The organism is Pseudomonas sp. R43(2017) (assembly GCF_002112345.1).
Taxonomy (GTDB): Bacteria; Pseudomonadota; Gammaproteobacteria; order Pseudomonadales; family Pseudomonadaceae; genus Aquipseudomonas; species Aquipseudomonas kribbensis.
Genome location: NZ_NEHJ01000010.1, coordinates 324,218 through 346,555 on the forward strand (window position 1 = coordinate 324,218; position 22,338 = coordinate 346,555).

Annotated in this window: 17 protein-coding genes and 1 pseudogene; 6 read left to right on the forward strand and 12 right to left on the reverse strand. The window is 58.3% G+C overall.

Annotation, left to right across the window (positions count from 1 at the left end; all coding sequences use genetic code 11):
• Window positions 1–5: 5 nt before the first annotated feature.
• From CAG02_RS26510 to CAG02_RS26530, 5 genes are read right to left on the reverse strand one after another with little or no spacing between them, the layout of a single operon-like run.
• Complete coding sequence (locus CAG02_RS26510) at window positions 6–1,037, reverse strand: polysaccharide biosynthesis/export family protein (protein ID WP_085712109.1); 1,032 nt, start codon at window positions 1,035–1,037, stop codon at window positions 6–8.
• 20 nt (window positions 1,038–1,057) lie between these two features.
• Window positions 1,058–1,705: a CpsD/CapB family tyrosine-protein kinase gene (locus tag CAG02_RS26515; RefSeq protein ID WP_085712110.1), complete on the reverse strand. Its 648-nt coding sequence runs from the start codon at window positions 1,703–1,705 to the stop codon at window positions 1,058–1,060.
• Window positions 1,705–2,451 (reverse strand): sugar transferase, encoded by a 747-nt coding sequence (locus tag CAG02_RS26520; RefSeq protein WP_085712111.1) that lies wholly within the window; start codon window positions 2,449–2,451, stop codon window positions 1,705–1,707. The genes CAG02_RS26515 and CAG02_RS26520 overlap by 1 nt, the downstream gene beginning before the upstream one ends.
• Window positions 2,452–2,469: 18 nt before the next feature.
• Complete coding sequence (locus tag CAG02_RS26525; RefSeq protein WP_085712112.1) at window positions 2,470–3,507, reverse strand: NAD-dependent epimerase/dehydratase family protein; 1,038 nt, start codon at window positions 3,505–3,507, stop codon at window positions 2,470–2,472.
• Window positions 3,504–4,856, reverse strand: coding sequence for a UDP-glucose/GDP-mannose dehydrogenase family protein (locus CAG02_RS26530; RefSeq protein WP_085712113.1), 1,353 nt, complete (start codon window positions 4,854–4,856; stop codon window positions 3,504–3,506). Before CAG02_RS26530 ends, CAG02_RS26525 begins: the two co-directional genes overlap by 4 nt.
• Window positions 4,857–5,247: 391 nt before the next feature.
• On the opposite strand from CAG02_RS26530, the gene CAG02_RS26535 reads away from it, so the two are divergent.
• The 5 genes from CAG02_RS26535 to CAG02_RS26555 all read left to right on the forward strand — a co-directional run bounded on the left by CAG02_RS26535 (window position 5,248) and on the right by CAG02_RS26555 (window position 11,858).
• Window positions 5,248–6,945 carry a sulfatase-like hydrolase/transferase gene (locus CAG02_RS26535; protein ID WP_085712114.1) on the forward strand — a complete coding sequence of 566 codons (1,698 nt, stop codon included), beginning with the start codon at window positions 5,248–5,250 and terminating at the stop codon, window positions 6,943–6,945.
• Window positions 6,946–6,995: 50 nt separating this feature from the next.
• Window positions 6,996–7,649, forward strand: a complete 654-nt coding sequence (locus CAG02_RS26540) for an ABC transporter ATP-binding protein (RefSeq protein ID WP_085712115.1) — start codon at window positions 6,996–6,998, stop codon at window positions 7,647–7,649.
• A complete protein-coding gene (locus CAG02_RS26545) occupies window positions 7,646–10,117 on the forward strand; it encodes an FtsX-like permease family protein (protein ID WP_085712116.1) in 2,472 nt (823 codons plus the stop codon). The genes CAG02_RS26540 and CAG02_RS26545 overlap by 4 nt, the downstream gene beginning before the upstream one ends.
• The gene (locus CAG02_RS26550; RefSeq protein ID WP_085712117.1) at window positions 10,107–11,174 is read left to right on the forward strand and encodes a lipocalin-like domain-containing protein; all 1,068 of its coding nucleotides are present in this window, start codon (window positions 10,107–10,109) and stop codon (window positions 11,172–11,174) included. Before CAG02_RS26545 ends, CAG02_RS26550 begins: the two co-directional genes overlap by 11 nt.
• Window positions 11,175–11,279: 105 nt before the next feature.
• Window positions 11,280–11,858 (forward strand): hypothetical protein, encoded by a 579-nt coding sequence (locus CAG02_RS26555; RefSeq protein ID WP_085712118.1) that lies wholly within the window; start codon window positions 11,280–11,282, stop codon window positions 11,856–11,858.
• Window positions 11,859–12,185: 327 nt separating this feature from the next.
• Here CAG02_RS26555 and CAG02_RS26560 read toward each other — a convergent pair whose 3' ends face one another.
• Window positions 12,186–13,007, reverse strand: coding sequence for a glycosyltransferase (locus tag CAG02_RS26560; RefSeq protein ID WP_085712119.1), 822 nt, complete (start codon window positions 13,005–13,007; stop codon window positions 12,186–12,188).
• A gap of 243 nt (window positions 13,008–13,250) precedes the next feature.
• Between CAG02_RS26560 and CAG02_RS26565 the strand changes: the two genes are divergently transcribed.
• The gene (locus CAG02_RS26565; RefSeq protein WP_085712120.1) at window positions 13,251–14,075 is read left to right on the forward strand and encodes a VanW family protein; all 825 of its coding nucleotides are present in this window, start codon (window positions 13,251–13,253) and stop codon (window positions 14,073–14,075) included.
• Window positions 14,076–14,472: 397 nt separating this feature from the next.
• On the opposite strand, the gene CAG02_RS26575 is transcribed toward CAG02_RS26565, so the two are convergent.
• The 6 genes and pseudogenes from CAG02_RS26575 to CAG02_RS26600 form a co-directional block, all read right to left on the reverse strand.
• Window positions 14,473–15,498 carry a hypothetical protein gene (locus tag CAG02_RS26575; protein WP_085712122.1) on the reverse strand — a complete coding sequence of 342 codons (1,026 nt, stop codon included), beginning with the start codon at window positions 15,496–15,498 and terminating at the stop codon, window positions 14,473–14,475.
• 175 nt (window positions 15,499–15,673) lie between these two features.
• Entirely contained in the window at window positions 15,674–15,979 is a 306-nt protein-coding gene (locus CAG02_RS26580; protein ID WP_085712123.1) for a hypothetical protein, read from the reverse strand.
• A gap of 3 nt (window positions 15,980–15,982) precedes the next feature.
• Window positions 15,983–20,770: an RHS repeat-associated core domain-containing protein gene (locus tag CAG02_RS30335; RefSeq protein ID WP_085712124.1), complete on the reverse strand. Its 4,788-nt coding sequence runs from the start codon at window positions 20,768–20,770 to the stop codon at window positions 15,983–15,985.
• A complete protein-coding gene (locus tag CAG02_RS26590) occupies window positions 20,767–21,510 on the reverse strand; it encodes a DUF4123 domain-containing protein (protein ID WP_085712125.1) in 744 nt (247 codons plus the stop codon). Before CAG02_RS26590 ends, CAG02_RS30335 begins: the two co-directional genes overlap by 4 nt.
• Before the next feature lie 24 nt (window positions 21,511–21,534).
• Entirely contained in the window at window positions 21,535–21,903 is a 369-nt protein-coding gene (locus CAG02_RS26595) for a hypothetical protein (protein WP_256576974.1), read from the reverse strand.
• Window positions 21,891–22,338, reverse strand: a pseudogene (locus tag CAG02_RS26600) (type VI secretion system tip protein VgrG); the annotation flags it as partial. The pseudogene CAG02_RS26600 and the gene CAG02_RS26595, both read right to left, overlap by 13 nt.

The following is a 22,338-nucleotide window of genomic DNA, read 5'->3' on the forward strand; positions in this document are numbered from 1 at the left end:
GAGAGTCAGTTGTGGGTACTGCTGTCGGTTTTGTTGTCGAGGCGGTAGCTGAAACTCATGCCCACGCCTTGGAACAGCACGACATCAGCCAGTTGACGGGCGAGTTCGCCGGCACTGGCCAGTTTGGTCTTCGGCACGTAGAGCATGTCGTCCGGTTGCAGGTAGGCGATCTGCGAGGCGTCGCCGGACAGGGCTTTTTCCACGTCGTAATGCACGGCCTGCACCTGGTTGCCGTTACGACGCATGATCACCACCGAATCCAGCCGCGCCTTGACGTTGGTGCCTCGGGCCAGTGTCAGTGCTTCGAGCACAGAAACCGGCCGGCGGATCGGATAGGAACCTGGCTGACCGACTTCACCCAGCACATAGATCTCGTTGCCGGCGGTGGACTTGAGCATGACGTCGACGCTCATCCGGCCGGGCAGTTGCGCGTAGCGTTTGTTGAGGAAAGTTTCCAGTTGATTGACGGTCATGCCTTGCAGCGGCACCGCGCCGATTTCCGGGAAGCTCGCATAGCCGTCATTACCCACCGTGATCTCGCGGCTCATGCCGGTGGCCGGGTGGTTGAGGGCGCTTTTCAGGTTCTGCTCGTTGGTCAGCGGACTGATGATCTGCACGGTCAGCTGATTGCGATTGGGCTGGAACAACTGTTTGCGCTGATAGGCACGCTGGATTTCATCCCGGGCCTCATCGCTGGTCAGCCCGGCGATCTTCACCGAAGTGTTGGCGCCCGGCAGATTGATGGTGCCGTCCGGCAGCACCAGTTGGTTGCCGTTGAGCTGGCTGGCAGCGGTGAAGTTCAGGCCGATCTGGTCACCCGACTGCACGCGGTAAGCGTCGGAGCCGCTGGTGCTGATGTGGAAGATCACATCTAGCACATCCTGCGGACGCAGGGTCTGCTCGATCTTCGGCATGTCGGTGGCCTGGGCGTTGGCCGGGGTGGCGGTGAGGATATTCACCGGCATGGTCTGGGTTTCGGAGTTGCTGGAGCAACCTGCAAGCGGCAGCATCAGCAGAACCAGTATCTTGGCGTTCATTGCGTCATCCCTCGCGTTGCTTACAGGTTTTTGTACAGCCATTTGGGCATGTAGTACTTGCGCCGGTTGAACACGCTGCCGACCACTTTCGCCCCGGCCTGGGTCAGCCGTTGCACCGCAGCCTGGGCGACTTCCCAGCGGGTGTCCTCGGCACGGACCACGAACACCACGCCGTCGGCCTGGGTGCTGAGCACCAGGGTGTCGGCGGCGGAGTACACGGCATCGCCGTCGATCACCACGAAGCGGTACTGGCTGCCCAACTGGTCGAGCAGCGGGCTCAGGCGTTCGGCGGTGAGCATGTCCATGGTGCGGATCGGCCGGCCGTTGGGCAGTACGTGGAAGGGCAGGCTCGAAACCTGCACCACGCAGTCCTGCAACAGCGGCGGGTTGTCCGGGTTGAACAGCAGGTCGCGCAGACCGCGCTCCTTGCCCAGGTTCAGTTGCTGGGTGAGGTTGTTCGCCGACTGGCTGGCATCGACGTAGAGCACCAGTCCGCTGCTCATCTGCGCCAGTTGACTGGCCATGGCCAGCGCGCTGGTGGTGGTGCCGGCGCCGGGGTTGGCGGCGGTCAGGAACAGGATCCGCAGATCCAGGTCCAGCACGGTCGACGTCAGGTTCGACTCGCTGGGGCTGGCAATGCTCAGGCTTTTGTTGGTTGAACCGTCCATTAGCTTGCTCCGTGGCCGCTGAATACTTTGAAAGGGGTTTTCAACAGGATCTTCAAATCAAGCAACAGGCTCTGCTCGGCGATGTAGCTGAGGTCCAACTCAACGCGCTGGTCGAAGTCGATATTGCTGCGCCCGGAGATCTGCCACAGGCCGGTCATGCCGGGGTAGATCGCCAGACGGGCGAGGTGCTTGTCCTTGTAGCGGTAGGCGTTGAACGAGGTCGGACGAGGGCCGACCAGGCGCATGTCGCCGGTCACCACATTGATCAGGTTGGGCAGTTCGTCGAGGCTGGTGCGCCGCAGGAAACCGCCGATCCGGGTGATGCGCGGGTCCTGGTCGATCTTGAAGTCGATGGCGTCGGCACCGTGTTTGTTGAGGTGGCGCAGCGACTCTTTCAGTTCTTCGGCGTTGGCGACCATGGTGCGAAATTTGTACATGCCGAACTTGCGGCCGCGATAGCCGGTGCGTTTCTGCACGAACATTACCGGGCCTTTGCTGGTGAACTTGATGGCGAGTGCCAGACCGATCAGCAGCGGCGAAATCATCACCAGAATCACCAGCGCGCCGAAGCAGGCCAGCACCCGGTTGGTGCGTGACAGCTGCCAGGGGCGGCCACCCTCGCGTCCGGTCACCCAGCCTTGCCCCTGGCGGTGGATGGCCGCGTCGAGGCGCATTCGGTGTTCCGGATCCATGCGTTTGTCACGAACCAGATGTTGGATCGGTACACCTTTCTCATGTCCAGTCATGGAGTCCTCCGCTGGTGTTCAGCCGCGAACGGCGCGTGGGCGACAGGCAGTCGGGTAGTAATCGCGATACCAGGCGATGAAACGCCCGAGGCCTTCATCCAGCTCTATCCGGGGCTGGAACCCGGTGGCCTGGGCCAGATCGTCGGTGTCGGCACAGGTGTTGAGCACGTCGCCCGGTTGCAGGGGCAGCAGCTCGACAATGGCTTTCTGGCCGAGGTGTTTTTCCATCAGGGCCAGGTAGGTTTTCAGCTCCACGGGATGGTGGCCGCCGATGTTGAACAGGCACCACGGCGCCATGCTGCTGCCCGCGTCGGGGTGCTCGCGGTCCCATTCCGGATGGGTATGCGGCGGATGGACCGTGAGGCGGGCAATGCTCTCGACGATGTCGTCGATGTAGGTGAAATCACGCTGGTGCAGGCCGTAGTTGAACAGCTTCAACGGCAGGCCTTCGGTGATGGCCCGGGCGAACTGGATCGGCGACATGTCCGGCCGGCCCCAGGGCCCGTACACCGTGAAAAAGCGCAGCCCGGTGCAGGGTATGCCGAACAGATAGCTGTAGCTGTGGGCCATCAGCTCATTGGCTTTTTTGGTCGCGGCGTACAGCGACAACGGGTGGTTGACGTCGTCATGCACCGTGTATGGCGTGTGCTGGTTGGCGCCGTACACCGAGCTCGACGAGGCATAGATCAGATGCTCGACCGGGTGGTGCCGGCAGCTTTCCAGAATGTTCAGGAAACCACTGAGATTGCTGTTCAGATAGGCCTGTGGATTTTCCAGCGAATAACGCACCCCGGCCTGCGCCGCCAGGTGGATCACCACTTGCGGGCACTCGCGGACAAACAGCGCATCCACCGCGGCGGCGTCGGCCAGATCGACTCTGGCAATCTGGAAATCGCCGACCTGACCGCGCACCCAGCGCACGCGGTCATGCTTGAGCTGCGGGTCGTAATAGGCGTTGAAATTGTCCAGGCCGATGACCTGATGCCCGTCGCGCATCAACCGCAACACGCAATGAGCGCCAATGAACCCGGCCGCACCGGTGACGAGGATTTTCATGACCGCAACCCGTCAGGCGCGATATGCCGCAGACCGATTCCGCTGTAGTGCAGGCCGGCGGCTGCCACTTGTTCCGGGTTGTAGAGGTTGCGTCCGTCGATGATCACCTTCGAGCGCAGCTTGTCGGCCAGCAGTTCGAAATCCACCACGCGGAAGTTCTTCCACTCGGTGCAGATCACCAGTGCATCGGCGTCTTCCAGGGTGTCGTCGCGGGTGGCGCACAGATGCAGGTCATCGCGGTAACCGTAAATGCGCCGGCATTCGGACATGGCCTCGGGATCGTAGGCCTGCACGCTGGCGCCTTCGGCCCACAGCGCATCCATCAGATAGCGGCTGGGGGCTTCGCGCATGTCATCGGTGTTCGGTTTGAACGCCAGGCCCCAGACGGCGATGGATTTGCCGGCCAGGCCTTGGGGGAACTGCGCCTTGAGTTTGCTGAACAGGATGTGCCGCTGTGTATCGTTGACGTCGGTGACACTGCGCAGCAGTTTCAGCGGCATGCCGTTGTGTTCGGCGGTGTGCAGCAGGGCGCGCAGATCCTTGGGAAAGCACGAGCCACCGAAGCCGCAGCCGGGGTAGATGAAGTGATAACCGATGCGCGGGTCCGAGCCGATGCCTTTGCGCACGGCTTCGATGTCGGCGCCCAGCAGTTCGGTGAGGTTGGCCAGTTCGTTCATGAAGCTGATGCGGGTGGCGAGCATCGCGTTGGCCGCGTACTTGGTCAGCTCGGCGCTGCGGTTGTCCATGAACATCAGTTTTTCGTGGTTGCGGCAGAACGGCGCGTAGAGTTCGCTCAACTGTTCCCGGGCCTCGGGGTCCAGGGTGCCGACGATGATCCGGTCCGGGCGCATGCAGTCGGCGAGGGCGCTGCCCTCCTTGAGGAATTCCGGGTTGGACACGATCCGCACGTTCAGGCCGCTTTTGCCGCGCCGGCGCAATTCGTTGTTGGCGGTGTCGAGTACCTGATCCGCCGTGCCGACCGGCACCGTGGACTTGATGATCAGGGTGCGATCGGCCTCCATGAAGCTTGCGATCTGCCGTGCCACGTTGAGCACGTGGCTGAGGTCGGCGGAACCGTCTTCGTCAGCCGGGGTGCCCACGGCAATGAAGATCAGTTCGGCGTGTTCAACGGCATCGCTGGCCTGGGTGGTGAACAGCAAACGCCCGGCCTTGATGTTTTCTTCCAAAGTTGCCGACAGACCCGGTTCACTGATAGGCGGAACTGCCTGTTGCAGTTGTTTAATTTTGTTCGGATCTATATCGACACACAGTACTCGATGTCCGACATCGGCAAGTGCCGCAGCTTGTATCAGGCCAACATAGCCCGTACCAAATACGCTCACGTCCATATTGGCGTGCCTCGTAAGACGGTGGAGGAAGATCGAATTGGAACTGTCAAAAGGGGTATAGCGCAGGGAGGGGAAACCGTGTCAGCAAAATGACATGTTGCATGTGTATAACACCCCCATTTTTGGGGGCTAATAGCCATCAAGTACTTGCTGCATCTGGATTTGTCCCGTCCTTGACATGTTTTTCACAATTCAAAGAAAACGATAAACGGTCGTAGGCCGCAAAATTCAAGGGCTGTAGAGACTTGGGTGTGTCAGTAATGAGTCAATGTTTTTTTGACGCTTTTGGCAAAAGTCCGACAATTCTTGCGCTTTGATAGCGCGGTGCTAGTGTCAGAAATTGACCGACAATTCATTGACCGTGCCCCGTCGGAAGCGCCCCGGAACCGCCATGTTTCGATATTTGAAAGAACTGCTTTTAGTTATTTATCTATTGCTTTATTCCGATTATTACCTTGAGCGTTTAAACGCTATGGGTATCGGTCCGGCAGTACTGCTTTTTGGCGCGATGTTTTTGGCGCTGACTTTCGCATTACTACTAACGGCGTATATAAGGCAGACTTTCATTCGACACTTGTTCGCATTGGTGATGTTTATTTCGGCGGTGTTCTTTGATGTATATACCCGGGTCACTGCCGACTACCTGACGTACAGCAGTTTTGTCTCGCTGGTGTATTCGGGTGGCTTCATTCAGGAAGCGGCCTACCAGTACCGGGACGCGATCGTCCACGGGGTGCTCAACGGTCTCTTGCTATTGGTCGGCATCGGCTTGCGGCCGCGTCATTCGATCCCGGTTCCAAACGCGCTGCGACTCGCGGCGCCGGTGCTGGGGGTGCTGCTGCTCAGCGCCGTGCTGTTCGTGCGGGCCGGGGAAGGGGCGCGGGGCTTGCCGATCATGTACACGCCTTTGGCCTACCTCAACCTGTTTGGCTACGAGGCGCTGCACAACACCGTCGGCCCCCGCGAGCCGGTGACCCTGGCGCGCAACGGGCCTGCGGTGGGCCACGACATCGTGCTGATCATCGACGAAAGCATTTCCGGCAATTACCTGGACATCAACGCGCCGTTCGGCGTGCACAGCAACCTTAAGCAGGCGCATCCCGGTGTCGAGATCTTCAACTACGGCTATGCGGCGTCCATCGCCAATTGCAGCGCCGACACCAACGTCACCCTGCGCTACGGCGGCACCCGCGCCGATTACATGCGCATCAACAGCACGCTGCCGTCGATCTGGCAGTACGCGAAAAAGGCCGGCCTGCGCACCGTTTACATCGACGCCCAGCGCACCGGCGGCAACCTGCAGAACCTGATGACCGACACCGAGAAAAAGGACATCGACGAGTTCGTGCAATTCGACCAGACCAGCGTCCGCGACCGCGACATGGCCGCCGCTGCCAAGCTGATCGAACTGCTCAACGACGACAAACCCGAGCTGGTGGTGATCAACAAGGTCGGCGCGCATTTCCCGGTGCACGACAAATATCCGGACGCCTTCATGGCCTACCGCCCGACCTTGCCACGGGGCCAGTTCACCGAAATCGCCGACACCGGCAAGCGCGACGGTTTCAACGGCCAGCCGGATGACTGGGTGCTGTACCGCAACGCCTACAAGAACACCGTGCTGTGGAATGTCGGCGAGTTTTTCTCCCGGGTGTTTGCCCAGGCCAATCTGAACAACGCACTGCTGATCTACACCTCGGATCACGGCCAGGACCTGCACGAGCGTGGCAACCCGGGGCTCAACACCCATTGCGGCGGCGATCCGGTGGAAGAAGAAGGACTGGTGCCGCTGGTGGTGATTCAGGGCGATCAGTTGCACACGCTCGATTGGTCGGCCCAACTGGCGGCGAATAAGGATCGCTCCAGTCACTACAACATCTTCCCGACTCTGCTGCAGTTGATGGGCTACGACCTGCCGGGGATCGAATCGGTCTACGGCAAACCACTGAGCGTGCCGACGACGGACGACTTCACCTTCAACTACCGCTTCAATGCGCGGTTGGGGGCCAAGCCCGAGTGGAAGCACATCGACCTGAACAGCATCGTCACGCCGGGTGAGGCGCCGACGAGTGTGGCGGCGGGGCAGTAAGCCGTCGCGATCCGCTATCCTTGCCCCACACGCAACGATCGGATGGCGGCATGCTGCAGGTTCAAAACGTCTTCAAAAGCTACCTCACCCCCCAAGGCCCGTTGCCTGTGTTGCAAGGCATCGACCTGACGCTCGAACCCGGCAGCAGTCTGGCGCTGATGGGCGAATCGGGCAGCGGCAAAAGCACGCTGCTGCACCTGATCGCCGGGCTGGATAAAGTCGACAGCGGCAGCATCCACAGCGGCGAACATCGACTCGACGCAATGAGCGAAGCGCAACTGGCCAACTGGCGACGCACGGAAATCGGTCTGGTGTTCCAGCAGTACAACCTGATCGGCAGCCTGCGCATCGAAGACAACCTGGCGTTTCAGGCGCGACTTGCCGGGCGCCATGACCCGCGCTGGCAGAACCATCTGGTGCAGCGTCTGGGCCTGAGCGATCTGCTCAAGCGTTATCCCGAACAACTCTCCGGCGGCCAGCAGCAACGGGTTGCGCTCGGCCGGGCGCTGGCGTCGCGGCCCAAATTGTTGCTGGCTGACGAACCCACCGGCAGCCTCGACGAAACGACCAGCGACGAGGTGCTGCGGCTGTTACTGGAATTGCTCGACGACACGCCGACCACGTTGCTGATGGTCACCCACAGTCAGCGCGTGGCCGCGCGACTGGCGGAGCGGGTGGTGTTGTCCAATGGTCGACTGACGTGAGGGTCTTCCGGCAAACGCTGATTGCGTTGCTCAGCCACTGGCGGCGGCACCCGGTGCAGTTTTTCAGCGTGCTCACCGGGTTGTGGCTGGCCACCAGCCTGTTGACCGGTGTCGAAGCGCTCAACAGTCAGGCGCGGGACAGTTACGCGCGCGCCAGCCAGATGATCGGCGGCGAACCCCAGGCCAGCCTGAGCACGCCGAATGGCGCGACGTTTTCCCAGCAATGGTTTGTCGATCTGCGCCGTCAGGGCTGGCCGGTTTCGCCGGTGCTGCAAGGGCGTTTGATCCTCAAGGGCCATGAATCCCAGCGCCTGCAATTGATGGGCATCGAGCCGGTGTCGCTGCCGGCCGACAGCGCGGTGGCGGGGCAGGCGATGCCGATCGAGCGTATCGTCGAATTCTTCAGCCTGCCGGGCAGCACCTGGATTTCCCCCGACACCTTGCAAGCGCTGAACATGGCCGAGGGCGCGACACCACAAACCGAAACCGGCCAGACATTGCCGCCGCTTTTGGCACAAAAGGACATGGCGCCCGGCGTGCTGCTGGTGGACATCGGTGTCGCTCAACGTGTGCTCGAACAACCCGATCAACTGTCGCGGCTGCTGTTGCCCAAGGATTTTCACGCCGACGTGCCGGCGGCGTTTAAAGGCCAGTTGCAGCTCAAAAGCAGCGGCGAAGAAAACAATCTGGCGCGGCTGACCGAGAGTTTTCACCTCAACCTCGATGCGCTTGGGTTTCTTTCGTTTGTCGTCGGCCTGTTTATCGTGCATGCCGCCATCGGCCTCGCACTGGAACAGCGCCGTGGGCTGTTGCGCACGTTGCGCGCCTGCGGTGTCAGTGCGCGAATGCTGATCGCCTGCCTGATCGTCGAACTCGGTGCGCTGGCGCTGATCGGCGGACTGTTTGGCGTCGTCAGCGGCTACTGGCTGGCCAGTGTGCTGCTGCCGGATGTCGCCGCCAGCCTGCGCGGGTTGTACGGCGCGGAAGTGGCGGGGCAGTTGCGCCTGAGTCCCTGGTGGTGGTTCAGCGGTATCGGCTTGAGCCTGCTCGGCGCGTTGCTGGCCGGGGCCAACAGTCTGCTGCGGGCGGCGCGCCTGCCATTGCTGGCGGTGGCCGATCCGCAAGCCTGGCATGAACAGCATGCACGTTGGTTGCGTCGTCAGGGTTGGGTGGCCGGAGTGTTTGCGGCGATTGCGTTGATTGCGCTGGTGCTGGGCAACAGTCTGGCCAGTGGTTTCGTGTTGATGGCCGGGATGTTGCTCGGCGCCGCGCTGGCGCTGCCGGTGGTGCTCAGTGCGCTGTTGAACGGTTTGCTCGGGCGCCGTCGTTCGGTGCTGGGGCAGTGGTTTCTCGCCGACTGCCGCCAGCAATTGCCGGCACTGAGTCTGGCGTTGATGGCGCTGTTGCTGGCGATGGCGGCCAACATCGGCGCCGGCAGCATGACCGCCGGTTTCCGCCAGACCTTCAACGACTGGCTGGAACAACGGCTCACTGCCGAGCTCTATCTGAACCCGAGCAACCCGGCCCAGGCCCGCGAGCTGTACAGCTGGCTCAAGCAACAGCCGAGTGTCACGGCGATCCTGCCCAACTGGCAGGTTTCGGTGACGCTGCAAGGCTGGCCGACCGAGGTGTTCGGCATCATTGATCATCCGCACTATCGCCAACACTGGCCGTTGCTCGAAGCTCGGGGCAACGACCCGTGGGCGTTGCTGGCCACGGACGACGCGGTGATGCTCAGCGAACAACTCGCGCGCCGGCTCAAAGTGCGGCCGGGGGATCACCTGACGATTCCGACGCCGGGACTGTCATGGTCGCCGCGCATCGTCGGGATCTATGCCGACTACGGCAATCCCAAGGGGCATATGCTGGTCAACAGCAATCATCTGCTGCGCAGTTGGCCGCAGTTGACGCCGAATCGCTTCAACCTGCGGATCGAGCCGGCAAAGATTCCGGCATTGCTCAGCGCCTTGCAGGCACGCTTCCAGCTCGATGACAGCCGCATCGTCGATCAGGCGCGGCTCAAGGGCTGGTCGGTGCAGGTTTTTGAACGGACCTTTGCCGCGACGGCAGCGCTCAACAGCCTGACGCTGGCGGTTGCCGGTGTGGCGCTGTTCATCAGCCTGCTGACCCAGAGCCAGAGTCGCCTCGGCCAATTGGCGCCGTTGTGGGCCTTGGGTGTGACGCGGCGGCAATTGATGCTGCTCAATCTCGGCCAGACATGGCTGCTGGCGGTGCTGACGCTGGTATTGGCGTTGCCGTTGGGCATCGGGCTGGCGTGGTGTCTGGATGCGGTGATCAACGTGCAGGCCTTTGGCTGGCGCCTGCCGTTGCGGGTGTTTCCGTTGCAGTTGCTGCAACTGACCGGGCTGGCTCTGCTGGCGACGCTACTGGCCTCGGCGTGGCCGCTGTATTCGCTGTACCGCACGCAACCGGCGGACTTGCTGAGGACGTTTGCCCATGAGGATTAACTTCGCCGTGGTGTGCCTGGCGCTGTTGCTCAGTGGTTGCGACAACCCGGCGCCGGAACAAAAAGGCTTCGCCGGGATGGGCGCTCAGGCGCAGGCCTTCACGCCGGTGGTGCCGGGGCGAGTATTCAGCTTTCCGGCGGATCATGGCGCTCATGACGGTTTTCGTATCGAGTGGTGGTACGTGACCGCCAACCTCAAGGATGCCCAGGGCAATGATTTCGGTGTGCAGTGGACGTTGTTCCGCAGCGCCCTGAACGCCTCGCCGGAACAACCGGGCTGGGCCAATCAAACGATCTGGCTCGGGCATGCGGCGGTGACTTCGGCCAGCGTTCATCATGCTGCCGAGCGGTATGCCCGTGGCGGCGTCGGGCAGGCGGGGGTGAGTGTCGTGCCGTTCGAGGCGTGGATCGACGACTGGCGCTTCGTCAGTCAGGCGAGCGATCCGCTGGGCGACATGCAGCTCAGCGCAAAGGACAAAAACTTCAGCTACCAACTGCGCCTGACTTCCAGCCGTCCGCTGGTGCTGCAAGGTGATCACGGTTTCAGTCAGAAATCCGAACAGGGTCAGGCCTCGTACTACTACAGCCAACCGTTTTTCCAGGCCAGCGGCACACTGGAAATTGACGGCAAGACTTACACCGTCAATGGCCCGGCCTGGCTCGACCGTGAGTGGAGCAGCCAGCCGCTGACCGCTAATCAGACGGGTTGGGACTGGTTCTCCCTCCACCTTGATGACGGCGCGCACGTGATGCTTTATCGCATGCGCCAGAAGGAGGGGGCGCCGTACTTGACCGGCACCTGGATTGGCGCCGATGGCCAGACTGAAACGCTGCACTCTGACCAGATCAAACTGACGCCGCAGGACACTGCGAAGGTTGCGGGTCGTTCGATGCCGGTGCGCTGGTCGATCGGCATCCCGGACAAACACATCGATATCACCCTCGATGCAATCAACCCCGGCGCCTGGATGGGGTTGCGCATTCCTTACTGGGAAGGGCCTGTGCGGTTGAGCGGCAGTCAGGGCGGGCGCGGTTATCTGGAGATGACCGGGTACTGATTCACCCTGTGCCAAGAGCGACGGCGGATCAGCGTCTATGCTCCTTGGCACGCACGGTGCCGAATGTGCCGTGTGCTGCCATCCATCACAGGGAACGTACCGCTTATGAAGCTTCAATCACTGTCGCACGCCATTGCACTCGCCACTGTCCTGTCCGCCTCCACGGCGTTCGCGGCCGATATTCCTTTGTCGGCCACTGTCGAGAAGGATCAGGTCACCACCAAAGTACTGGCGGTTGATCCGGCCAATCATCAGGTTGTTCTTGAAGGCGAAGAAGGTCGCCAGGTGCATGTCCAGCTCAGCGACAAGGCGAAAAACCTCGCCAACCTGAAGGTTGGCGACAAGGTCGACATTCAAGTCACCCGTTCCGTGGCGGCTTTCCTGGACACCGACGTGGATAAAGGTCTGCCTGGCTCCACCGAGCGTACCGGCGAGCTGCGCAACGCCGTGGGCAGCAGCAACCCTGGCGGCGAGGCATTCCGCCAGATTCAGGTACAACTGAAAATCACCAAAATTGATTTGAAGAAAAACCAGGTCACCCTGGAAAACCCTTCGGGCCAGTCGAAAACCCTCAATGTCGAAAAGCCTGAAATCCAAACCAAACTCAAAGATCTGAAAATCGGGCAGAGTGTCGTGGTCACTTACACAGATGTATTAAAAGTGACCAGTGAACATGAAAGCTGAGTATTAACTCTACAGCGTGACTGTTCTTGTACAAGTAGTTGTATGAGAACAGTCATATAAAATGATCGGATCCGATAATTCTGAAAGTTTCTCGGGAAATATCGGTGATCAATATCCGTTAACGTTTTAGTACATAAATTTCATCCTCAATTAGCACGACATATCCGCCAACTTCCATTAAAATCCTTCCCGTTCGCCCAGTGTCAGGGCTCTTTACCGGTGCATGGATTGCCAGGCCATTACACTGGGCGGACACCTCCTCTGGAGAGAGGACTAAAGAATTCGGATAAAAAAAGGGCGACTGTGAAGTCGCCCTTTTTATTGTCTTCAGGATTTCGCCGGCCGCATGCCTTGCTGTATCTGAATACGCTTGAGTGCTTGCTGGTACATGGTGGTGCGGCGGTGGTTTTTCGCGTAGCCACCGGCGGCGGCTACAGTGCCGGCCTGGATGTGATCCAGGTAGCGGAAGATCGTCCGCGGCGAAAGGAATCTGATGCCGTAGCCAAGGCTGCTTAATCGATCCTGCAGCGTGTATCCCGGGACCCGGTCGTCCAGCGAAAAATGCAGGCCATGAGCCTTGATCAACCGTGCATTCCACAAGGTGCAGAAGCTTTTGAGGTGGGTTTCCCGGTAGGGTTTTGGCTCCCGGGAACGCAGGCCCAACTGCAGTTTCGCCCGCCGGAAATAGTGTTTGAAATAACGCGAAGACAATCGCCAGGTGTCTCTTAAAACACCCCGGTCAAGCTGTTCGACACAACCGACGGCTGCTGTATCCAAAGATTGCATGCACTCTTTCATCATCATTGAAAAGACAGTGCTGTCGAATACGAAAGTATCGGTGTGCAGTAAAAACAGGTAATCGGTTTCAACCTTTTCAAGTGCCAGATCGAGTGCCTTGCCGTGGGCAATATGCCCGGCTTCTTTGCAAGGGGAAGGGCGCTCGATCAAGTTGATCCAGTCCAGAGAGCGCAAGTAAGCCAGGCTTTCGTCGGCAGAATCGTTGTCCACCACCCACACCGGAACCTGATGTTCCTTGACGTATTCCTGAAGAAACTCCAGGCACATCCGGGTTATTTCCGGGGTTTTGTAATTGACCAATACAAGACTGAACGCGGGCTGTTGTGCCGAGGGGAAATCAAACTCTCTCATGGACTGGGCTCACATCGAAATGGATGGCTTTGTGTGCGGCAAACAACGCTCGCACCCGCTGCTTCGTGGCCCGGATGGTAGGGACGCAACCTTAGTTCAAACTTAATTTCGAAACGCTCGGCGTCGGTCGACTTGTAACGGCTTGCGACGCCTGCGCGAGCAGCGCAAACGGCGATATTCCACGGTAAGATGCGCCGCCCTTTTCAGATCAAGGAAGACAACGGCCCGCGCCGTTCGCCACGGATGAAACCACTTTCCCTCTACCACCCGGCCCTCTACTGGCTGCGCGTGTGGCAAAAAAGACTGTTCCGCCACATCGCCTGGCACTGCTCGAGCAAACGCTACGCACGGCCCGCCGCGACGCCTGAGCGCTTGCCGTATCGCTACCTCAAACACACCTCCAAACTGATCCGCAAACTCGGCGACTCCGACCTTGCGCTGCAACACAACAAAGTCATCAACCTCAAACTCGCCGTCGCCGCCATCGACGGCGTCACCATCGCTCCCGGCGAATATTTCTCCTTCTGCCGCCTCGTCGGCCGCCCGACCCGCCAACGCGGCTATGTCGAAGGCATGGAACTGTCCTTCGGCCAGGCCCGCACCGGCATCGGCGGCGGCATCTGCCAACTCAGCAACCTCATCCACTGGATGGCCATTCACTCACCCCTGGTCGTCATCGAACGCGCCAACCACAGCTTCGACCCCTTCCCGGACGACGGCCGCGTCCTGCCATTCGGCTCCGGCGCGGCGATCTTCTACAACTACATCGACCTGGTGCTGCACAACCCGACGGATCGCAGCTTTCAGCTGAAATTGAAGGTCGGGGAGACGCAGCTGGAGGGGGAGTTGTTGTGTGATCGGGAGCGGGCGTATCGGTATCACGTGTTTGAGGTGGGGCATCGGTTTGTGCGGGAGGGGGGAAGGGTGTTTCGGGAGAATGAGATTTGGCGGGAGGTGAGGGAGAAGGGGCAGGTGGGGGCATTGGTGGAGAGGGAGAGGTTGTATGGGAATCGGGTGGTGGTTAAGTATGAGGTGGGGGAAGGGATAATTCAGGGCCAACAGGGATAATCGTTGTTGAGGTCATATGGCTTGATTATCGATATTTAATCGGCTTATCCATACATATATAAAAGGTCCACGATAAGTTCTAGTTCTTGTTGTGTGAACTGAGCGTTATTCGAGCTTCGAATATCCTCAAGCACACCTCTGATCGGGATTTGCCGGGAATGATCTTGAATAAGATCGATCAGGTGCTCGAAATCAGGGTGGTTTTTGCTGAGGTGTTTTTCGATCAACCCCTTCAGTGACGCTCGGGCCTGTAGGTCGGTTAACATTGTTGCTTGTCCTAATAATAAAAAAGGTGGGGGGAGGACCGGTTCAAGGTTTATTTTTTACGAAAATTAATCTGGTTTCTTTATTTGTTGGCTAGCAACAAGGGGCGATTGAAGTCGCCCCTTGTTGTTCATCAGACTTCCTGTTTCCAGGCGGAAAGGGTGATCACGGTTCCCTCTTCTTTTCGATTGTTGATCTCGATTTTGTAGGTCCCGCCACCGATATACCCCTCAACAAGTGCTTTTCTCTCGGTGCCGCTGATCTCGGCATCTTTGGCATGTTGTTTGTAAAATTCCAGCACGTTTGCGTACTCGGTGTAGGTCCGCAGAATGACCTCGAACTCATGTCGTGGCCGGCCGGCCATTTCATCCCAGTCGCCATCCATAGGGGCGCCGACCATGCCGGGCGTTGTGAATTCTCCGTGTGCTCCAGCACCGATCAAATAAGCTTGCTCGGGAAGCAAGGGAAGCATGAATTTCGGAAAGTCGGAAGGAAGCTGTGAAGCGCTCCACGCCGCTTTTTTCGGATCTGTGGAAACGTATTCGACAGTCGCAATCTTCTGCACATTAGCGCGTGTTTCAGGATTGTCGCTCTCGGCAAGGATGGCTTGCATGGGCGGCAGTTGTTTACTCCAGGTAACAAGAGACGCAGCATCATCTTTGTACGCGCCTTTCGGCTGGAAGATGGTCAGCACAGTGTCCGTTAGGTCATTACAACTCAACGACTCTTCTCGGGACTTTACTGTGCAGTGTCCGTTTACCAACCCGACGGCTACCAATTGGCCCTTTTCATCCAGCAACAAGGCAGCCCGTTCGATACCGTTATTACGGTCATTCATGGCTGTAATCATCTTTTTCCCGGCGGGTACCCCTTCTTCAAAAGTCGAAACTTCTGAATCGAGGGATTCAAGCACCTGCTGCACGATCATGGTGTTGTCGTTTGTGTAGCTACCGGTCGCATAGCCAAAAAAAGCAACCAGCGAAGTTCGAATTGCCGGATCCTGATTCAGTGTCGGGGGAGTGGGCGCTGCGGGATCATTTGTCAGCAACAACGCAACGGTGCCGTCGGGACGTTTTTCTGAGTGCAGTGATAGGGCGGTTGCGTTCAGGGACAGAGTCAAGGCGAGGATGAGAGTTAATGAGCGTGATAGGTGTGGCAAGAGACAGTCCTTTGTGTGGGTTGTAAATCAGATTGAGGGGTTGGTTTTGTGTGAGATATAACGGATTTGCTTTTCAGGATGAAAAAAGGTGAAAGGGGACAGGTCCAAGGTTTATTTTTTCAACGAAAAATAAATCTGCCCTCTTTGACTGTCCCCTTTTTACTCATCTGATTGGCTATTGGGTTTGCACTTTCTTCAGAGTGTTCTCAATGGCGTTTTTTAGCTCTGTCCAATTTTTTGCTTTTTCGCTGTGGATTGGTTTTTCCCAGTTGGAGTTTGAGACTAGTGATACTTTGAATTCGCCATTCTCACTGAATTCTGGATACCAGCCGATATCAATTATTTGTTGGAATGGAAAAGTTGCTTGAAATAGGTCTTCTTTTAGCTCGTCAACTATGGATGAGATCTCAGTAGATTGGTCTAGCTGGGAAAGATCGTCGAAAGTTATGGTTCCGCCTAGGTTTTCTATTTCTTCGAACATTTTTTATTTCTTCTTTTTCGTAAGTTTTTTAAATGCATCTTCGGAGATTGGGTGTCCATGAATTGTGTTTGCACTGAGCTCAACCCTCATGAATCTAGTTTCTTTACCATCGTTTGCGCCGATGGTTCGCCCCATATCAATTACTTTCCAAGGTTTTCCGTTGTTTACTTCTTGTCCGTGTTCAAAAGCGTGTCGTTCTAATGCTTCGATGTCAGTGCCCGGTAGATATTTGGCCGCTCCGCCATTTGCAGTTGATTTAACAATCGATGGCCACGGAGCTTTGGGAGCTACGTGTTTATTTCCATGGTTGGTCCATTGAACATCTGGAGGTTTCGGCGCTCCGTCATTAACGCTTGCTTTGCGTGAGGTATCTGCTGTTCCGGTCTGGCGATTTAATTTTCCAGGACACTCGGAGTTCAACCCCAACGGATCCACCCACCCCGTAGGGTTAGGCACGTACTGGTAGTTATTCAACCCACCCGCAAGCTTGATTGGATCCGGTGTCAAAAACCGCCCAGTACCCGGATTGTAGTAGCGGTATCGGTTGTAATGTAACCCCGTCTCAGCGTCGAAGTACTGACCCTGGAATCGCAACGGATTATCGATTTCGCTGACATCCAGCGCCGCGAGGTTACCGTAGGCGCGGTACTTCGCGGACCACATGATTTCGCCGCTGTAGTCAGTGAGTTCCTGCGGTGTGCCCAGATGGTCGAGCTGGTAGTAGAACGGCGTTGCCTTGCGCGGGCCTTCGCCGTCGAGCATGGCCAGCGGGCGGAAGCTGCCGGGTTCGTAGATGTAGGTGCGATAACGGTTGTCGCCGCTTTCGGCGATCAGGCGTTCGCCTTGCCACAGGAACTCGGTGGTGTGGCCGTCGACGGTTTTTTCGATGCGGCGACCAAAGGCGTCGTATTTGTAGGATGCAGTGCTGCCACCCGGTAGGCTGGCGCTAATCAAGCGGTGCTGGCAGTCGTAGCGGTATTCGGTGACGAGTTTCTGTCCGGTGCCACGGCGTTCGCGGATCAGGTTGCCATAAGCGTCGTAATCGTAATGGCGGTCGCCTTGCATCATCAGGCGGTTGCCTTTGACGTTGGCGAGGTTGGCGGTGCCTTCGTTGTTCTGGCCGAGCAGGTTGCCGGCCGGGTCGTGGGCGAAGGTTTCCGGTGTCGCGCCACGTACGCTGGTCAAGCGGTCCAGCGGGTCGTAGTGAAAGCTGCGATTGCCCTTGCGGCTGTCGTCGATGCCGGCGAGGTTGCCATTGGCGTCGTAGTTGTAGCGACGCTGGAAAAGGTTTTTCTCGCGTTGGCTGACGCTGTGCGCTTGCAGGCGGCCTTGTTCGTCGTACTGGTATTGGCTGAGCAAAAGGCCCTGCTGGCGCTGCTGTTCGCGACCGGCGTTGAACTGGTGGCTGGTCAGGCGTGAGCCGTTGAGGTCGATGCTGCTCAGACGTCCGCCGGACAAATGGCGGTAGTCGAGTGTGCTGCCGTCGGGGAGACGGCAGTGACTCAGTTGTCCGACGCTGTCGTATTCGTAGCGCGTGGTACCCCAGCCCTGATGCTCGGTGATCAGGCGATCCTGCACGTCGTATTCGTAAGCAAGCGGCCAGTGACCGTCGTCGACATTCACCAGACGGCCCAGAGCGTCGTAGCTGTAGTGAATCTCTTCGCCATCGGCGAGGGTTTTCACCAGCAGTCGTCCGGCAGCGTCACGCTGATACTCGGTGACCAGTTCACTGCCGTCATCGCCGAATTCGGTTTTCTTCAGCAACTGACCGTTGAGGTCGTATTCGTACGAGGTACGACGGCCGTCGAAACCTGTTTCCTGCTGGATCAGGCCGTTCGAGTAGTAGTCGAGTTTGTAATGCTCGCCGCGTTCGTTTTCGATTTCAGTGAGCAGCAGGCCCGCGTTGTCGTAGCGATAGCGTAACTGGCTGCCATCCGGGTTGATGCGGCGGCTGACCAGATGCAGGTTGTCGGCGTATTCGTAGCGGGTAATGCGGCCGAGCTCGTCGCGTTCGGCGGTGACGCGGCCGTACGGGTTGTAGGTGAAGGCCCGGGTGGCGCCGCCGGGGAGGGTGACCTGGGTCAGGCGGTCGACGGCGTCCCATTGATAATGGGTAATGGCGCCGAATTCGTCCTGCCGGGTGATCTGGCGTCCGAGTGCGTCGTAGCGATACTTGCGCTGACCACCGTCCGGAAGGCGTTCTTCCAGCAATTGGCCGAGATTGTTCCAGCCCAGTTGATGGCGGCTGCCATCGGGGTGACGAATTTCCAGCAGGCGGCCCTGGCGGTCGTAGCTGTAGTGGGTTTCGTTGCCCTGCGGGTCGATTTGCTGGGTGATGTCGCCTTGTTGATTGCGGTCGTACTGCCAACGGGCCTTGCCACGTTTGACTTCAATCAGTTGGCCGTCGAAATAGTTGTAGTGGGTCGGTTCTTCTTCCGGCGGGATGACAGCCATCAATCGTCCGGCATCGCTGTATTGATACTCGGTGATGGCCCCCATTGGATCTTTTACAGCAACCAGACGTCCGTCATCGTCATAGGCATTTTGCGTTTCTGCACCATCGGCAGCGGTTTCGCTGATCAGGCGTGCATTTTCGTCGTGCACATAAACCTGTTCACTGCCATCGGCGTTGTGAACCGTCACCGTGCCTTTGTCATCCCACTCGTAGCGAGCTTCCAGTTGGGAATAGTTGGCCCAATGTCGTACGCAGCGGGAGAGCTTGCCTTCACGTTCCCATTCCCAGAAGAAACTGGCGCCACCGGCCAGTTGCCGCTCAAGAATGACGTGCTGATCGTTATAGCGGTAATGCTCGGTTTCGCCTGCAGCGTTGGATGCCGAGATTAATTGATTGCGAGCGTTGTAGCGATAGGTGACGAGGGTCTGAATGGTCAGCCACGGGTCCTGGCGCTCACCGCGCTCGTCATACTCGGAACGCTGTTGTTGCTGGTCCACGGCAACGATATGGCGGTCGTCGTAGCGCAACAGAAAGGAACGCCCCGCACCGTTATCGATGCGCTGGATTCGACCGACCAGGTCATAACTGACGTGCACCTGATTTCCGTACGAGTCACTGATCGTCGTCAGGCGGTCTGCGCGGAAATGATAAAAGCGCGGTTTTGCCCCTGCTTGGGTGAGGATCAGTTCACCCGGTGCCTCGCCCAGAAAAATGGCTGCTTGAGCCAGGCTGTTGGTGATGGCTGGCCGTTGTTCGGTCGGCATCGGGAAGCGGGTCTGACGGTTTTCGTTATCAGTCCACAGCACGCCCTCATCGTTGATTTGCAGACGATGGGACAGGGAATGGCTCCAGCCATGGCCGAGACGTCCGTCGATTTCAACCGCGCTGCTGCGGTAGAGGCGCGTCCATTCAATCGGCAGCAGACCACCCAATACACCGTCAGTGAGCGTCAGCAATTCCTCGCCGGTAACCATCGATACCGGTTCACCGTTGGTGCAGGTTTTATCGGCGCACTGAGCGGGTTTATCGGCCGGGTTCTTCGATTGATCGGGAGCGTTGTCTACCTTCTCCTGTTGTTGGGCGCGGGTGCTGTTTTCTTTCTTGCCGCGTGCATGAACCTGCGCATCCGTCTCCACGGCCCCACCCGAGACAGGCGGCTTTTTCTTCGGTGGTGTGGCGGTTTCTGCGGGTTTTGGAGGCGCGATTTCGATACTTGCCTTCCGCGCCTGATTGAGTGGCGAGTTGCCGTTGAGCATCAAGGGCTTTGCGGTATCGGCGTGGCCTGTCGCATTCTTTTTGCTGATTTTCATCAGCATCGAGGTGAAGTCTTCGATCAGCTTCATGACCTTGCCGCTGTTTCTTGCGGCATTCAGGCCTTTGGTGCCGATACGGACGGCCAGACCGATCCCGCCCGTCAAGACGATACCGATCAGGATGTTCAGCAGCACTTCCGTGGTCAGTTCCGACAAGACCTCAGTGCAGGTCTGCGGAGGCAGCATCTTGACCCACGCAACGATAGCCGCGACGTAGATCCACATGAGTGGCTCGTCACTGGCGATCAGCAGTGCTGTTTGGATGGCTTCTTTCGAAGCGTTATAGATCTTCTTTATCTGTTCTTCGGTGAAGAATTTTTTGAGCTTCTCGTAGTTTTCCCGAGGATGCGCAACCAGGTCGTAGAGGCTCTTGATGTCCCCCCACAGCCCCATGATTGCCTTGAGGAATCCTTTCCAGGCCGACTCCAGCTGTTGCAATGCCCGTCCACCCATGGATGCATTGGTGTGCGCTTGCCAGAGCGGCAGAAAATCGGTGGTCCACTCGGTTTGCAGCCAGCCGCTCAAATCCCCGATCACGCCTTGATAGGAGTTGAACAGGCTGTCGATCTGAGCCTTGGTGGGGTTGGGGAAGAAAGTGATTTCGTATTGTTGGTGTGGTTTGAGGCCTGTGACCTCCAGAATCCCGCTGGGTCCGATTTTGACGTTGATCGCTTGACCGACTTCGTTCTTGCCGTAGAGCTTTCCATCCTCCACCGGCACCAGTCGCACCGGCGTATTGCCGATAGGGACAAAACGCGCAGATTCGAAACTGTGAACCAGCTTCAGTTTGCCGTTGGCAGGGCAATTGGCATAAAGGGTATTGGCCTTTTTACTGTCCTTGTCTGCGGTGCCGACTTCGTCACCGACCTTGAACTGCTGCTCTGCATCCAGAATGCCGCCGTACCAGGCTTCGGCATGCTCGCGATAATCCTTCAGGCACTTTTTGAAATCGCTGATGATGGCCTGAGCATCAGGCTGTTTTGCATTGAGATTGGCAACAATCTCACCCATCAAAATGCTCATACAGCCACCTCACTTTCCAGATGGGCCTTCAGCAGGCCGGTAAAATTTTCTTCCGTGAGTGGCGTGCGTTTTACGAAGCGCGCCACTTTCTTTTGCAGGTTCGATTCCGGGAACGAAAAGTACAGGTCGGCATGTTCGTCCAGCAGCCACTGCATCATGTTGCCGATCACGGTCGACGGGTTTTCGGCCATCAAGCTGTCCAGCAAATCTTTCGGCACCTCCCACCACGGCCAATCCTTCACCTTCGGCACCACCCTCGGCCCGACTTCCAGGCTGCGGCCATTGATCAGATACCGCTGAAACACCGGCAACACTTCCCCAGCCGTCTCGCCCAACCCTTCCAGAATCGGATAGATATGCCGCCCATCCCAGAACCGGAAAAACACCTCGGTCCCGTCCGGCATCTTCACCTGGGTCAGGCTGCGCAGGTGTTCGAAGACTTCGTTGGGTTCGGAGCGGGAGACGGCCAGCCAGCCCCAGTCGAGGGCGTCGGTTTCGCTGATCCAGGGCAGGAAGGCGGAGTTGGCCTTGAGTTCGGCGACGTAAGGCATCACTGGTTGCCAGGTGGAGTAGGGCGTTCCGCCCCAGACGGGAATGGCCTGGACGGACGGTTCGCTCTGATACAAGGCTTTGAGCGCTTCGGCATCGCTGGCGGCGCTGACGATCAGGTACAGGCGTTCGTTCGCCTTGAGCGGGTGCGCAGAGAGCCAGGCCTGGGGAGTGATTTTTTCAGATGCCACAACAACCGTCCTTGATGGGTGAGCCTATTGGCTCATATCCGCTTCTATGTGTTCTTCGTAACCCGAAAGCCTTTTCAGCACGCTTTCGTTTTCTGCGTATTTTTCTTTCAACTGCTTCAGTTGCTGATCTGTGCCTTTGCAGTATGTGTTCGCTTCGCTGGCGAGCCGGTGAATGTTGTCAGGGTCGGCCGGGTCTTGCTCGGGAATATCACCGCGAAGCGAGTCACAGTTGTTTCTCTTGATTACGTAGCTGGATACGTCGTCGGGTACGGTGCTGCGAGCCTCGGCGGCGGAAGCAGTCATTGGTTGAATCAGCAAGACACTCAGCAAGCAGGCTGCAAAAACTCGCATTGAGTTTGTCCATGCGAATCTCTCGACAGTCAGATCGCGCATGCACCCGCCTTACACTTCTCACACTCTTCACAAAACGGCGCATTACGCTTGAGCGTATTGATCTGCGCCGGCGTCAGCACAGCCCCCGCCTTGTCGGCATCGGCTTGTTTCAGCACGCCCGGCATCAACGGCGCCGCCCCCGTTCCGCTCCCCGGTCCCCCCCCGGAGTTGATATTGATCGCCGGCCCGCTCATGGTCACGCCGCCGCCATCGATCTTGATGAAGCTGCCGCCACCGACCAGCGTCAGTTCAGCCCCGGCCTCGAGCACCACCTTCATGCCACTGCTGAGGTGAATTTCCTGCCCGGCATCGATGAATTGCCCGGTGCCGATCTTGATGTGCTGGTTCACGCCCACGGTCAGGTGGTCGTTGGCGCGGGCTTCGACTTTGCGGTCTGCGTAGACGGTGTGGTGTTCTTCGGCCTTGAATTCCGTG

Coding starts and splice junctions, on each gene's coding strand:
- CAG02_RS26510 (WP_085712109.1), bottom strand. CDS start 1,037: ATGAACGCCAAGATACTGGTTCTGCTGATGCTGCCGCTTGCAGGTTGC.
- CAG02_RS26515 (WP_085712110.1), bottom strand. CDS start 1,705: ATGGACGGTTCAACCAACAAAAGCCTGAGCATTGCCAGCCCCAGCGAG.
- CAG02_RS26520 (WP_085712111.1), bottom strand. CDS start 2,451: ATGACTGGACATGAGAAAGGTGTACCGATCCAACATCTGGTTCGTGAC.
- CAG02_RS26525 (WP_085712112.1), bottom strand. CDS start 3,507: ATGAAAATCCTCGTCACCGGTGCGGCCGGGTTCATTGGCGCTCATTGC.
- CAG02_RS26530 (WP_085712113.1), bottom strand. CDS start 4,856: ATGGACGTGAGCGTATTTGGTACGGGCTATGTTGGCCTGATACAAGCT.
- CAG02_RS26535 (WP_085712114.1), top strand. CDS start 5,248: ATGTTTCGATATTTGAAAGAACTGCTTTTAGTTATTTATCTATTGCTT.
- CAG02_RS26540 (WP_085712115.1), top strand. CDS start 6,996: ATGCTGCAGGTTCAAAACGTCTTCAAAAGCTACCTCACCCCCCAAGGC.
- CAG02_RS26550 (WP_085712117.1), top strand. CDS start 10,107: ATGAGGATTAACTTCGCCGTGGTGTGCCTGGCGCTGTTGCTCAGTGGT.
- CAG02_RS26555 (WP_085712118.1), top strand. CDS start 11,280: ATGAAGCTTCAATCACTGTCGCACGCCATTGCACTCGCCACTGTCCTG.
- CAG02_RS26560 (WP_085712119.1), bottom strand. CDS start 13,007: ATGAGAGAGTTTGATTTCCCCTCGGCACAACAGCCCGCGTTCAGTCTT.
- CAG02_RS26565 (WP_085712120.1), top strand. CDS start 13,251: ATGAAACCACTTTCCCTCTACCACCCGGCCCTCTACTGGCTGCGCGTG.
- CAG02_RS26580 (WP_085712123.1), bottom strand. CDS start 15,979: ATGTTCGAAGAAATAGAAAACCTAGGCGGAACCATAACTTTCGACGAT.
- CAG02_RS30335 (WP_085712124.1), bottom strand. CDS start 20,770: ATGAGCATTTTGATGGGTGAGATTGTTGCCAATCTCAATGCAAAACAG.
- CAG02_RS26595 (WP_256576974.1), bottom strand. CDS start 21,903: ATGCGCGATCTGACTGTCGAGAGATTCGCATGGACAAACTCAATGCGA.